This is a genomic window from Pseudoalteromonas sp. PA2MD11 (genome assembly GCF_017808125.1).
Lineage (GTDB): Bacteria > Pseudomonadota > Gammaproteobacteria > Enterobacterales > Alteromonadaceae > Pseudoalteromonas > Pseudoalteromonas simplex.
Map to the genome: position 1 here is coordinate 275767 of NZ_JADKNF010000004.1, position 13304 is coordinate 289070.

The following is a 13304-nucleotide window of genomic DNA, read 5'->3' on the forward strand; positions in this document are numbered from 1 at the left end:
TATGCAAACTCCAAGCTGGCTAAAGCATCCTCGCCATTATTTGTTTTTAAAAATATTTGCCTGGTTTTGGGTTACCGTCATAGCGACTATCACAATATTGGTTTTTTTAAGCCAATTAACGAGCAATGTCGGCAACGATGAGCTGCGTGGACCCATGCTTAAGAACCTAGAGTACACTGCTAAAAGTATTGAACGTATTGTTGCTAAGCACGGCAAACCAACTCAAGAGGTTTTATCTCATCCGCGCTTATCAAAGCATAAATTACTGTACTTAAATGGTGAGGTACATGGTGTTGAAATGCTCAGCGAACCTGTATCCAAAGAGATTGATTTAAGCTTGCTGAACTTTACCAAATATATGCGCCCGCAAATTATTTTTACCGATGAATACCAAGCTTATGGACCGGTAGCTTTAAATGTACCCGAAGGTAAATTTTATCTTTATGAAATCGATGAAAAACGCAAGAAACCGTTTTTTGTCAGCCTATGGCTAATGCCAGTTTGGCTTAAACTACTGATAGCGTTAGTTGCATCCTTGATGCTGAGTTTCTTCTTTAGCCGCAACTTAATTGCCCCCATTAATAGTTTAAAAGAAACCGCAAAAAAGCTTGCTCATGGCGATTTAACAGCTCGTGCCGATGTATCTCCTACTCGTCAAGATGAGTTAGGTGTACTTGGTCGTGACTTTAATACCATGGCGGTTCAACTTGAGCAGCTTATTAGCGCGCAAAAACGATTACTAGCAGATATTTCTCATGAACTACGTTCACCATTAACACGCTTAAAAATGGCTACAGGCCTTGCACAAATGCAAGCTGATGACGCTCAACACGCTTATTTAGAACGCATTGAAAAAGAGGCCAATCAGCTCGATAAAATGATTGCCGATGTACTTCAAGTTTCACGCTTAGAAGCCAAAAGCCAAACCCTAGCGTTGAGTACGCAGTCTTTACAAGTGATTGTTGATCATGTTCTCAACGATGCTCAATTTGAAGCCAAGCAAAACAATAAAGAGCTTATTGTAAATGGTACACTAACAGCCGATTTAAAATGCGATGAAACCTTAATAGCCAGCGCGCTTGAGAATGTACTTCGCAATGCCATTAAATACGCAGAACATTCAATCTCAATAGGCTTAGTTGAATCAGATGCTATCTACATCACTATTTGTGATGACGGTAAAGGGGTTGATGAAGCAAACCTAGCAAGGCTGTGTGAACCTTTCTTCCGTCAGGAGCATGCTCGTGATAGAAGCACAGGCGGCACGGGCTTAGGTCTTGCTATTGCAAAGAATGCTATCTCAGCACATGATGGTACACTAACACTTGAAAACCAAGAACATGGCGGACTGTGCGTAAACATCCGTCTACCTTTTAAGAGTGAGTAAATGTTTTATAGTAGCGAAGCAAGTCTTGTTAACAACCTACCTAATATTAATCAGTTTTTTTCTGAGCAATTACAGCAAGACTTTCTGAGCACCGCTCATGGCAAGCTTTATTATGGCTATGCAATCCCTCAACAAGCAAAAACGGCCATTGTTATCAGTACTGGCCGAATAGAGTCTTTAATTAAGTACAAAGAGTTGCTTTGGGAGCTATACCAAAATGGCTTTGCAGTTTTTAGTGTTGATCACCAGGGGCAAGGTCGCTCTTATCGTCATTTAAAAAACACTCATAAGGGTTATGTAAATCGCTTTACTGATTACGTAGATGACTTTGCTGTATTTATAGAAAAAGTGGTGCATCAACACTGGCAAGGAAAGCAGGTTTTGCTTGGCCACTCTATGGGCAGTGCCATTGCCTATGATTACCTATCGCGCTATCAGCATCAATTTGCGGGTGCTTTTTTATCAGCGCCGATGTTTGATATCTATACCAAAGGCACGCCAAAGCCTGTAGCAAAACTGGCTGCTAAAATTGCATCCTTACTTGGTCTTGGCCGCAGTTACGCATTTGGCCAACGCGATTATTTACCAGTCGACTTTGCAGCTAATGAGCTAACCAGTAGTGAAATTCGATATAAGCTGTTCAGAGAGCTGTATGCAGCAGAAGATGATTTACAGCTAGGTGGCGTAACCTATGGTTGGCTTAATGCATCATTTGATTTTATTGCTTCTTTAGTCGATAAAAAAGTCGATATTCCTTTATTTATCGCCAGCGCCGAGCAAGATACCGTGGTCGATAACGCTGCGCAATTTGCACTTACCCATAGGCAAAAGCAAGCACAACTAAAAAGCTATGCGGGGGCTCGCCACGAACTATTGTGTGAACGCGACGAGATCAGACAAACAATACTCAGCGATTTTTATCAATTTTGTGCTGAGCTTTGACGTGTTTTGTTAACCACAGAAAGTGGGTCTAAGTGCATCAAAATATCCATTTCACAATCAAAATGCGTTTGAATTAACGCTTCTACTTCATCAGCAACTTGATGCGCTCTTATCAATGATAATGAGTCTTCCAGCTCTAAATGCATCTGAATAAACTTAATTTTACCACCTTGGCGAGTACGAATATCATGGGCACCAAATACGTCTTGATGACTATTCACAATGGCGAGTATCTCAGCTTTTTCTTCATCTGGGAGCTCTTTATCCATTAAGTGATCAGCACTTTCGCGAGCAATATCCCAGCTGTTATAAAGTAAATAAACAGCCACCCCAATAGCAAACAATGGATCGGCATAAGCGACGCCGTACTTAGCTAACACAATTGCCAGTAGTACAGCCAAATTTAAGATTAAATCGCCTTTATAGTGAATTGAGTCTGCTTTAATGGCGATTGATTCGGTGTGATTAATCACCTTAGTTTGTACAAACACCACCACGAGCGTACAAACAATAGCGAAAATACTAACCCAAATACCAAGGTCTGAATGCTTTAAGGTTACCGGATTAAATAAGCGCTCAATGCCATGAAACGCTAAAAAGCAACCTGAGCCAGCTATAAAAGCGGCCTGTGCAAGCCCGGCTAATGCTTCGGCTTTTCCGTGCCCAAAGCGATGGTCGTCATCAGCAGGGCGTAGTGCATAACCTAGCACTAAAAAACTCATCAGTGAGGCTGTGATATCCATTAACGAATCGGTCAATGAACCCAGCATTGACGCCGAGCCAGATGCAAGCCAAGCCCAGCTTTTTGCAGCAATCATTAAACTCACCATAACAATGGTGACTATACTGGCTGTTTTAACCCAAAACTCATAACTACGATGCTGCACAACAACTTACCTTAAGTGAGTAACTGTATTGAGTATATCATCTTTTCTTTCTAGTTCGTGTATACTCAGCAGCAGATCAAATCCTTTAAAATGAGATTCACATGCTTGATATTGTGTTGTACCAACCAGAAATTCCACCAAACACGGGTAATATCATTCGCTTATGCGCAAACACAGGTTATGCGTTACACCTAATTGAACCCCTTGGTTTTGAGTGGGATGATAAACGTGTAAAGCGAGCTGGCCTTGATTATCATGAGTTTAGCCATGTACAGCGCCATGCCTCGTTTGAAGCATACCTTGAAAAATGCCAACCAAAAAAAGTCTATGCTTGCACAACAAAGGGCAGCCAATTTCATCATCAAGCACAATACCAACCCGGCGATTGTTTAGTGTTTGGGCCAGAAACGCGTGGCTTACCTGATGAACTCATTCAATCATTACCGAAAGAACAACGTGTACGCATTCCAATGCAAAAAGACAGCCGTAGCATGAACTTATCTAACTCAGTGGCTGTATTTGTTTATGAATCTTGGCGTCAATTAGGGTTTGTGAACGGTCAATAATTCACTGAAAATGTGATTTAAAATTATCCACTAATTATTTAGCACGACCTTTTTTAATATACTAATCTAAAAGGGCTGATTTAATACTTTAGATGGAAAGTAATGCGTATTTTCACCCTAGTGTGCTGTATCATTTTACTGTTACAGCACTTTGCCAGTGCTGCAACAGTTTTCACTTCCAACCCACCGATTGCTTTAACAAGTTATGTTATCACCGCAGCACTTACCTTGTTATTACTCATCGCAGTAGTGATAATTATTAGTATTGCTCTACAGCGTAAAAAACAGAGATTGGTTTTTGTTGATGCGTTACTTTCAAAATCGAAAGACGCTGTCTGGGTTACTGATGATGAGTTCAATATCATTGAGGTTAATAGAACATTTAGCGAAATCTCAGGTTTTAGCGAGGATGATGTCACCGGTAAACAATTTAAAGCACATACATCTAATGGCCGTGACCAACAATTAGAAGCAATTATAAAGCAAGAGCTTATAGATGATGGCTATTGGTCTGGTGAAATTTGGAATGTCCGTAAAAATGGCAAACCCTACGCCCTTGATTTATCCATTACTAAAATTACGACTTCACGCTTTTTCAAAAAATCAGTTCGCTATGTCGGAGTATTTTCAGATATAACAGCCCGCAAGAATAATGAGCGCACGATGCTCAAGCTTACAACCAAAGATACTGTCACTGGTTTATCAAACCGCGCCATTTTTATAGAGTCGCTCGAAAAAGCAATTAAAGCCTGTAACGACACATACCCAAGCTTGCTAATCATATTTATCGACCTAGATAACTTCAAAAAAATAAACGACTCTTTGGGCCATACTGTTGGAGATGTTTTATTAAAAGAAGTTGCTTGCCGTCTTACTGGCGCACTCAACTCAGCTTTTACCATTGCAAGACTCGGCGCAGATGAATTCGCGATTCTTGTGCCGCCCTATCTCTACTCAGGTAAAACGGTATTCTTCGCCAAAAAGACCGCAGACATCGTGCTGCAGCAATTCAAAACCCCTTTTATGTTGGATGGTTTTGAGACTTCGCTATCTGCCTGTTGCGGCCTTGCTATCTATCCAGACAACGCCTACAACTGTGAATACTTAATGCGCAGCGCAACCAGTGCTTTGAATCATGCTAAGAAAATGGGCCATAATACATATCAATTTTTTGACAAAGACCGCCACACACTCGACCCAACCGAGTTAACCAAAGAAAGCGCTTTATTTAGAGCTATCAACAACAATGAGTTTGAGCTTTATTTTCAGCCTAAGTTTGATGCCCAGCATAATCAGTTATACGGCTTTGAAGCATTAGTTCGCTGGCCACAAGAAGATGGCAGTGTGATTAACCCCGATGAGTTCATTCCGCTGGCTGAACAAAATGGTGCCATTATTCCGCTTACCCAATTACTAATGGAACAACTACTTAATCAACTGGCACAGTGGCGAAAACAAAACATTTCGTTTGGTAATGTCGCTATTAATATTTCAGCCCTACACTTTCAACAAAGTAGTCTTATTGAAACACTCGTTGATAATTTGGCTAAATTTGACGTCCCAGCACATTGCTTAGAGCTCGAGATCACAGAAAGCGCCATGATGGATAACCCTGAATTTGCAGAGCAGCAAATGAAGCGCATTAAATCAATTGGTGTGCACATCGCGCTGGATGACTTTGGTACGGGTCATTCATCACTCAGTTACTTAAAACGCTTTCCTATTGATACGCTAAAAGTTGACAAGTCATTCGTAAAAGACATCGATAAAAACGACCAAGATCGTAATATCACTGCCACCATAGTGCGACTAGCTAAATATTTAGATATTAATGTGGTCGCCGAAGGAGTAGAAACAGAAGAACAAGCCTACATGCTACATATTATGGGCTGTCATTTTCAACAAGGTTATTATTACTGTAAGCCATTAAAAGCTGAGCAAGTTAACGAATTTATTAACGAAAAATTAAAAAAGCAACAATCAAGCTAATGATTAGAAATATACTTTAAATAAAAAACGCGATTAATAAATCGCGTTTTTTATTTAAAAGTGCACAATCTAAATTATTCAGATTTTTGCTCACGGCCAAGTAGTGCCATCGCAGCTTCTTTTACATCTTTATTTTCATAAAGTACTTGGTAAATTTGCTCCGTTATTGGCATTTCAATACCTGTGCGCTCAGCAAGTAAATACACTTCTTTGGTATTTCTATAGCCTTCAACAACCTGACCAATAGATTCAATCGCAGCTTCTACGCCTTCACCCTTGCCAAGAGCAAGGCCAAAGCGACGGTTACGAGATTGGTTATCTGTACAGGTTAAGATCAAGTCACCAAGGCCGGCCATACCCATAAAGGTATCTGAACGGGCACCTAATGCACAACCTAAACGGCATAGCTCAGCTAAACCGCGAGTGATTAAAGCAGTACGTGCGTTGGCACCAAAGCCAAAACCGTCAGACATACCTGCGCCAATCGCAATGACATTTTTAACTGCGCCACCAAGCTGTATTCCAATAAAGTCATCATTGTTATACACCCTAAATGAGCGGCCACAGTGTAAAAGGTCAGCTAATTGCTTAGCAAAGTCTTTAGAAGTCGACGATACCGAAATAGCGGTTGGTAAACCCATTGCCATTTCTTTTGCAAACGTAGGTCCTGAAAGCACAGCCAGAGGAACATCATCTCCTAGCTCTTGTACCGCTACTTCTTGCAATAAACGCCCTGTATTTGGCTCTAAACCTTTGGTAGCCCATGCAACCTCAGCACCTTCTGACAACCAAGGTTTGATTTTTTGCAACGTGCCAGCAAAAGCATGACTCGGCACAACAACCAAAATGATCTTACTTGCTTTAACTGCCGTTTCTAAATCAGCTTCTAGTTGAAGGGTGTCAGGAAAGCTAACATCTGGAACATAACGTTGATTCTTTCGCTCAGCTGCAAGCGTGGCAACGTCATCGCTATTGCGGCCCCACAAAGTAACTGGGTGGCCATTTCTGGCAAAGCAAATAGCAAGGGCGGTGCCATATGACCCCGCCCCTAATACTGTAACAGCTGATTGTGCTGTACTCATAGCTTATGCGTCTGCAGTTGCCTGTTGATCTTGAGCTGCACGTTGTTGCATGTATTGAGCAAATAGTGCATCGAAGTTAACTGGCGCTAAGTTTAATTGTGGGAAAGTACCACGGTTAACTAGGTTTGATACTGCTTCACGTGCGTAAGGGAAAAGTACGTTCGGGCAGAAAGCACCTAACATGTGTGCAAGTTGAACTTCTTCAACTTCACCAATTGTGAAAATACCCGCTTGTTGGATTTCACATAGGAATGCAGTTTCTTCACCGATTGAAGCCGTTACTGTTAAAGCAAGAACAACTTCAAACACACCTTCTTCTAATTTGTTAGAACGAGTATCTAAGTCAAGCTTAACTTCAGGAGTCCACTCTTTTTGGAAAATAGCAGGTGAGTTAGGCGTCTCAAATGAAACATCTTTTGTGTAGATGCGTTGGATTGAGAATTGAGCGCCGGCTTGTTCTGCTGCTGCGTTTTGATTTTCTTCGTTCATTGTAATTCCTAACTTGTATTCGTTTTTATATTTAAAATTTATTAAGCGTTAAGCTTTGCGTCTAAAAGGCCTTGCGCTTCAATTGCCATCATGTCGTCACAACCGCCGATATGTTCATCATTAATGAAAATTTGCGGAACTGTGTAACCACCATTTGCTTTGTCGATCATTTCATCACGACGCTCAGGGTGAACACCAATATCGATATTCGTGTAGTCTACACCTTTACTGTCTAATAACGCCAAAGCACGTTGGCAGAATGGGCAGTATGCTTTTGTGTAAAGAACAACATTACTCATAATAATTCCTCTATCGGGCAGTGAGCCTTATTAACGACCGGTCGTTGTTGGTAAGCTAGCTGATTGCCAAGCGCCCATACCGCCCGCTAATACATAAACACGCTCAAAACCTGCTTTATGCATTGCAGTTGCGATACCTGAGGCAGTCATGCCCGTGGTACATACTAGTATAATGGGTTTCGTCTTAAACTTTTCAAGGCTTGAAAAATCAGATTGCTTTGCTTTTTCCGGATTTAAGTGAGTTGCGCCTGCAATACGGCCAGAGTTAAACTCTTTTTGTGCACGTATATCAATCACTTGACCATCATCACGGTTAATTAGCAAGGTAAGTTGCTGTGGGTTGATTTGACGGATAGCCGAAAATTTACTTTTAAACCAACTGCTGATCAGCATAGCGACTAATGCTAACCAGATAATGCTCAAAACCGGATGATTTGAGATAAATTCAATATATTGATCCATGCGTTTTCCACTAAGAAATTTAGATACCACAGCGCATAGCCATGGGTTAATTAAAATTTGCCACGCAAGTATACGTGCTTCAATTGAAAATGCTAGGGCGTGAAATATTTTAATATGACATATTGATAGCTGATCAAAACCATAAAACACGGTATGCTAGTGATATATAAGTGCCAATCTTCAGGAGCTATAATGACAGAGCATAAAAAACCATTGGTATTAATGATCTTAGACGGTTGGGGATACCGTGAAGACACAGAAAGTAACGCCATACTTGCTGCTAATACCCCAGTACTCGACAACCTTTGGGCAACCCGCCCACATACATTAATTTCAGGTTCGGGACTTGATGTTGGTTTACCTGCAGGACAAATGGGTAACTCTGAAGTAGGCCATGTAAATTTAGGTGCTGGCCGTATCGTTTACCAAGATTTTACTCGCATCACTAAAGCCATTGATGATGGTGAGTTCGATAGCAACCCAGCGCTTGTTGATAATATCGACAAAGCTGTAAATGCAGGTAAAGCCGTGCATATTATGGGTCTTTTAAGTCCAGGTGGTGTTCATAGTCACGAAGACCACATTGTTGCAACAATCGAACTAGCTGCTAAGCGTGGGGCAAAAGAAGTTTACTTCCACGGTTTCTTAGACGGTCGAGACACGCCACCACGTAGCGCAAAAGCGTCAATTGAGCGTATCGAAGCTGTATTTGCTGAACTTGGCTGTGGCCGTTTAGCCACGCTTGTTGGTCGTTATTATGCAATGGACCGTGATAACCGTTGGAATCGTGTCGAGCTTGCTTATGATGTTATGGTGAGTGGCATTGCTGAATACAGCTACACTGACGGTGTAACCGCACTAGAAGCCGCTTATGCACGTGACGAGAACGACGAGTTCGTGGCTGCAACAACTGTTGTGCCAGAAGGCCAAACAGCTGCAGAGATCAATGACGGCGACACTGTTATCTTTGCTAACTTCAGAGCAGACCGAGCACGTGAAATGACTCGTGCCTTTGTTGATGGTGACTTCAGTGGTTTTGATAAGAAAAAATCACCTAAGTTAAGTGCATTTGTAATGATGACAGAGTACGCAGCAGACATTAAAGCGCCGATTGCGTTTGCTCCGGAGCCTTTAACAAATGTATTAGGCGAATGGTTAGAGAAACAAGGTAAAACACAGCTACGTATTTCTGAAACAGAAAAATACGCACACGTGACCTTTTTCTTTAGTGGTGGTCGTGAAGATGAATTTGTTGGTGAGACTCGCGAACTGATTCCATCACCACAAGTAGCAACCTACGATCTGCAACCAGAAATGAACTCTGAAATGCTGACCGATAAACTTGTTGAAGCAATCGCTAGCGGTAAATACGATGCCATCATCTGTAACTACCCTAACGGAGACATGGTAGGTCACTCTGGCGTATTCGAAGCAGCAGTGAAAGCATGTGAAGCAGTTGATCATTGTATTGGTCGTGTAGTTGCAGCACTTGAAGAACATGGTGGTGAAGCGCTTATTACTGCCGATCATGGTAATGCTGAACAAATGGCTAACCCAGCAACGGGCCAAGCACATACCGCACACACCAGTGAGCCAGTGCCATTTATCTATGTTGGCCGTGATGCAACACCACATGATGGTAAAACATTGAGTGACGTGGCTCCAACCATGCTTCACCTACTCGGCTTAGAGCAGCCAAGTGAAATGACTGGTAAACCAATCATGACGCTGAAATAAGCTATGAGTAAATGTATTAACCACTTCCTTAAAACTGGTTTAATACTGACTTCATTAGTAGCAACTACGGTTGTTGCTAATGAAGATCAAACCAAAAAAGACTTATCAGACATTCAATCAGCTTTACAAAAAACAGAGGCTGAGCTTAAAGGTCAACGCAAGTCCATTGCTCAAATGCGTAAAGATCTGCGCGCCCATGAGCTCGACATCGCCAAAAATGCCAAAGCATTAAACCTTGCCGCCCAATCTGTTAAAGAAAATGAGCAACAACAACGCGAACAACAAGCTAAAGCTGAGCAACTTAAAGCCCAGCAAACACAGCGCCAAACCTTATTAGCTGCACAACTAAAAAGTGCCTATATGGCGGGTAGTCATGACTACTCAAAGATGTTGCTTAACCAACAAGACACAGCCAAAATTGAGCGCACATTAAGTTATTACAATTACCTAAATAAAGCACGTATCGAACAAATCGAAGAGCTCAAAGCACTACAGCAAGAAATTGCAGACAACCAAGCTGAGCTTGAAAAAACCAAACAACGTCTAGTTGCCTTATATGATGAGCAAAAAAGACGCCAGCAAGCTTTAGTCAATGCACAGCAAGAGCGTAAAACTAACCTCAATAAACTCCAGTCAGCGTTAAAAGAAACGAAGAGCTCAATTGATTACTTAAAAGAAAATGAGCAAACCCTGATCACCGCCATTGAAGAGCTTGAACAAGAGCGAAACGAAAAAGTTGAATTACTAGGCTTACAAAGTAGTAAGGGCAAACTCGACTGGCCAACCAAAGGAGCATTACGCCACCGCTTTGGACAGCGCAAGCACGGCAACATAGATTGGAAAGGCGTACTTATCAGCGCCAAAGAAGGCAGTAATGTTAAAAGCGTACAGAACGGCCAAGTGGTTTACGCTGACTGGCTAAATGGCTTTGGCTGGGTTATCGCTATTGATCATGGCGATGGCTTTATGAGCTTATATGGTCACGCTCAAACTCTACTTCGCGATGTTGGCGACCTTGTTAGAGAAGGCGAAACAATTGCATTAGTCGGTCAAAGCGGCGGACAACCCGATCCTGGTCTATACTTTGAAATACGCCACAAAGGACGCGCAGTAAATCCTGTAAAATGGTGCAGACGCATTTAATTGATTAAATAGCTGCACTCTATGAGGAGCAGCTGATGCTAAACACAACTTACTCTTACAATGCTCGTTTTTCCCCAGCTAAGTTTTTTACTCAGCTGTCTTTTCTATTACTTGTCAGCTTGCTATGCCTGATATTGCAATCGTTTCAGGCTGTTGCAAAACCCTCGTTACAATCACTACAGCATCAGCAACTAAACGAAATCCTATTTAATATTCATACGTATTATGTTGATGATCTTAAACTGCAAAACGCATTTGTAACTCAGCCTGATAACTTACAAGTCGAAGCGTTATTCGAGCGCCTTGATCCATATTCAAAATATCTCGACGAAACTGAGCTCGATGCTATCTTCAGTAGCACTAATGGTAGATACACAGGACTCGGTATAGAAGTAAAAATTGAAGAGGGTCGAGTGTATATTGTTAACACTATTAATAACTCACCTGCGGCGCTTGCGGGTCTTCAGGTAAATGATGAAGTTATTGCGATTAATCAACAGCCTATTTTAGACAAAAGCATCGAAGAAGTGGCTAAGTTGATTCGCCAAAGCGGTGAGAACGCCGTTGATGTAGTTGTTAAAAGAGAGACAAATACTGAGCTTAATTTCTCGGTTAAGCGCCAACAAATCAACTTACAAAGCGTTCATGGCCATTTAGCAGATACAGGCGTTGCACTGATCAGTATCAATGCATTTAACAATCATACATTGCACGATGTTGCTCGAGAGCTTGCAAAAATGCAGGTCACCAATAGTTTCCCTCTTTCAGGTTTAATCATTGATTTACGAGATAACCCTGGCGGTACATTACAAGGGGCGATTGAAGTTGCAGATCTGTTTTTAGATAACGGCACCATCGTATCCACCAAAGGTCGCTTTAATGAAGCTAATCAGAAGTTTAAAGCCCATAAAGGCGACATACTCAGTGGCGCTCCTATTGCCGTGCTAATTAACGAAAACTCAGCCTCTGCAGCTGAAATACTCGCAGCAGCACTGAGAGACAATCAACGAGCGGTGCTAATTGGCGAAACTTCATTTGGTAAAGGCTCAGTGCAATCATTGATACCTCTAGGTAACGGTAATACCGCATTAAAACTGACTACAGCACGTTATTACACACCTTTAGGTCAATCTATCGATGGGAAGGGGATCACTCCAGATGTGAGTATTAATCAAACAATGCTTTCAGAAATTGACCAAGGCGTTATAATAAAAAATATCCAAGAATTGGCGCTTTTTAGCTCACTTCTAGATAGACAAGACAAAAAGCAACTTACAGCAAAGCAGCTCGTTATTATGCAGTAAGTAAATGCTCACAACGGATATAATAATTACAAAAAGTGAACTTAAAAAAAGGCTTATTACTCGCCGTATGTTGCCTACCGCTATTCTGCCAAGCAAAGCAAATAGCCATAGTAATTGATGATATAGGCAACCATCAGCGCGATCTTGAAATATTAAACTTACCAGGGCAAGTGACCTTCTCGATCTTGCCCCATACTCCCTATTCACAAATATTTGCAGAGCGCGCCAGTAGAACCCACAAAGAGTTACTTTTACATGTACCAATGCAAGCGCTTGATAAAAGTAAAGCACTTGGTCCGGGTGCACTCACCAATACTATGAGTAAGTCAGAGTTACAAACAACCCTTGGTCATGCGTTAGCCTCTTTACCACAAGTAAAAGGGGTCAATAACCACATGGGATCTGAGCTAACACAGCTTACAGAGCCAATGAAATGGACGATGGAAGTTTTAAAGAAACGTGGTTTGTACTTCTTAGACAGCCGTACAACGAGTCAAAGTGAAGCTCAAAATGTTGCTAATCTGTATGGTGTAGCTAATGTATCTCGCCATGTATTTCTTGATAACAATGTCACCCAAAGTCAGTTACAACACCAACTAGAAGAGCTAAAAACCAAAGCTCAACACTTCAACTACGCAATCGCCATTGCCCACCCCTACCCAGAAACCGTTGCTTTTCTACAACAAGCCCTCCCAGAGCTACAACAACAGGGCTTCGAACTTGTTCCCCTGTCACAACTAGTCGAAACAAAATACATTCAACTAGCCAAAGCAGAGCAAAAACAAGGGGAATGAGTGTTATAAACGAGAGTTAGCGAGGGGAAAGTTGAAAGAGTAAAGTTTTGAGGTCTGGCGTAGGTTGGGTAGAGCGAAGCGAAACCAAACAGCGTGGTAATTCGTCATGCACAATGAAGAGACAAAGCTCATTAATAAAAGACGAATTATACCATTCCGCATAAAGATTAAATCAATTTAATCCATTCCCGATTGCACATTTTCTTCACTCGATCCGGGATTG

13 protein-coding genes are annotated in these 13304 nt (G+C 41.6%); 8 read left to right on the forward strand and 5 right to left on the reverse strand.

Annotated elements, in window-relative coordinates; genetic code table 11:
• Position 1 precedes the first annotated feature (1 nt).
• Both ISP07_RS07570 and ISP07_RS07575 read left to right on the forward strand, forming a co-directional pair.
• Positions 2–1387, forward strand: coding sequence for an ATP-binding protein (locus ISP07_RS07570; protein WP_209327247.1), 1386 nt, complete (start codon positions 2–4; stop codon positions 1385–1387).
• The gene (locus ISP07_RS07575) at positions 1388–2329 is read left to right on the forward strand and encodes an alpha/beta fold hydrolase (RefSeq protein WP_209327248.1); all 942 of its coding nucleotides are present in this window, start codon (positions 1388–1390) and stop codon (positions 2327–2329) included.
• Here the strand turns inward: ISP07_RS07575 and ISP07_RS07580 are convergent.
• Positions 2308–3216: a cation diffusion facilitator family transporter gene (locus ISP07_RS07580; protein ID WP_209327249.1), complete on the reverse strand. Its 909-nt coding sequence runs from the start codon at positions 3214–3216 to the stop codon at positions 2308–2310. The two genes, ISP07_RS07575 and ISP07_RS07580, sit on opposite strands and share 22 nt — an antisense overlap.
• Positions 3217–3317: 101 nt before the next feature.
• On the opposite strand from ISP07_RS07580, the gene trmL reads away from it, so the two are divergent.
• Together trmL and ISP07_RS07590 are read left to right on the forward strand one after the other, a co-directional pair.
• Positions 3318–3782 carry a tRNA (uridine(34)/cytosine(34)/5-carboxymethylaminomethyluridine(34)-2'-O)-methyltransferase TrmL gene (trmL, locus tag ISP07_RS07585; RefSeq protein WP_054550977.1) on the forward strand — a complete coding sequence of 155 codons (465 nt, stop codon included), beginning with the start codon at positions 3318–3320 and terminating at the stop codon, positions 3780–3782.
• A 102-nt stretch (positions 3783–3884) separates the two neighbouring features.
• Positions 3885–5771: a putative bifunctional diguanylate cyclase/phosphodiesterase gene (locus ISP07_RS07590; RefSeq protein WP_209327250.1), complete on the forward strand. Its 1887-nt coding sequence runs from the start codon at positions 3885–3887 to the stop codon at positions 5769–5771.
• A gap of 74 nt (positions 5772–5845) precedes the next feature.
• Here ISP07_RS07590 and gpsA read toward each other — a convergent pair whose 3' ends face one another.
• The 4 genes from gpsA to ISP07_RS07610 are packed head-to-tail and all read right to left on the reverse strand — an operon-like array spanning position 5846 to position 8103.
• Positions 5846–6853, reverse strand: coding sequence for an NAD(P)H-dependent glycerol-3-phosphate dehydrogenase (gene gpsA / locus ISP07_RS07595; RefSeq protein WP_054562802.1), 1008 nt, complete (start codon positions 6851–6853; stop codon positions 5846–5848).
• Positions 6854–6856: 3 nt separating this feature from the next.
• Positions 6857–7342: a protein-export chaperone SecB gene (gene secB / locus ISP07_RS07600; protein WP_054550974.1), complete on the reverse strand. Its 486-nt coding sequence runs from the start codon at positions 7340–7342 to the stop codon at positions 6857–6859.
• A gap of 41 nt (positions 7343–7383) precedes the next feature.
• A complete protein-coding gene (grxC, locus tag ISP07_RS07605; RefSeq protein WP_054550973.1) occupies positions 7384–7641 on the reverse strand; it encodes a glutaredoxin 3 in 258 nt (85 codons plus the stop codon).
• Positions 7642–7671: 30 nt separating this feature from the next.
• Positions 7672–8103, reverse strand: a complete 432-nt coding sequence (locus ISP07_RS07610) for a rhodanese-like domain-containing protein (protein WP_054562817.1) — start codon at positions 8101–8103, stop codon at positions 7672–7674.
• 192 nt (positions 8104–8295) lie between these two features.
• On the opposite strand from ISP07_RS07610, the gene gpmM reads away from it, so the two are divergent.
• The 4 genes from gpmM to ISP07_RS07630 are packed head-to-tail and all read left to right on the forward strand — an operon-like array spanning position 8296 to position 13081.
• On the forward strand, positions 8296–9840 hold the full coding sequence (gpmM, locus tag ISP07_RS07615) for a 2,3-bisphosphoglycerate-independent phosphoglycerate mutase (protein ID WP_209327251.1): 1545 nt from the start codon (positions 8296–8298) through the stop codon (positions 9838–9840).
• Positions 9841–9843: 3 nt separating this feature from the next.
• Positions 9844–10983 (forward strand): murein hydrolase activator EnvC family protein, encoded by a 1140-nt coding sequence (locus ISP07_RS07620; protein ID WP_209327252.1) that lies wholly within the window; start codon positions 9844–9846, stop codon positions 10981–10983.
• 35 nt (positions 10984–11018) lie between these two features.
• Positions 11019–12287 carry a S41 family peptidase gene (locus ISP07_RS07625; protein ID WP_209327253.1) on the forward strand — a complete coding sequence of 423 codons (1269 nt, stop codon included), beginning with the start codon at positions 11019–11021 and terminating at the stop codon, positions 12285–12287.
• Positions 12288–12322: 35 nt separating this feature from the next.
• The gene (locus ISP07_RS07630) at positions 12323–13081 is read left to right on the forward strand and encodes a divergent polysaccharide deacetylase family protein (protein ID WP_209327254.1); all 759 of its coding nucleotides are present in this window, start codon (positions 12323–12325) and stop codon (positions 13079–13081) included.
• Positions 13082–13304: the final 223 nt, after the last annotated feature.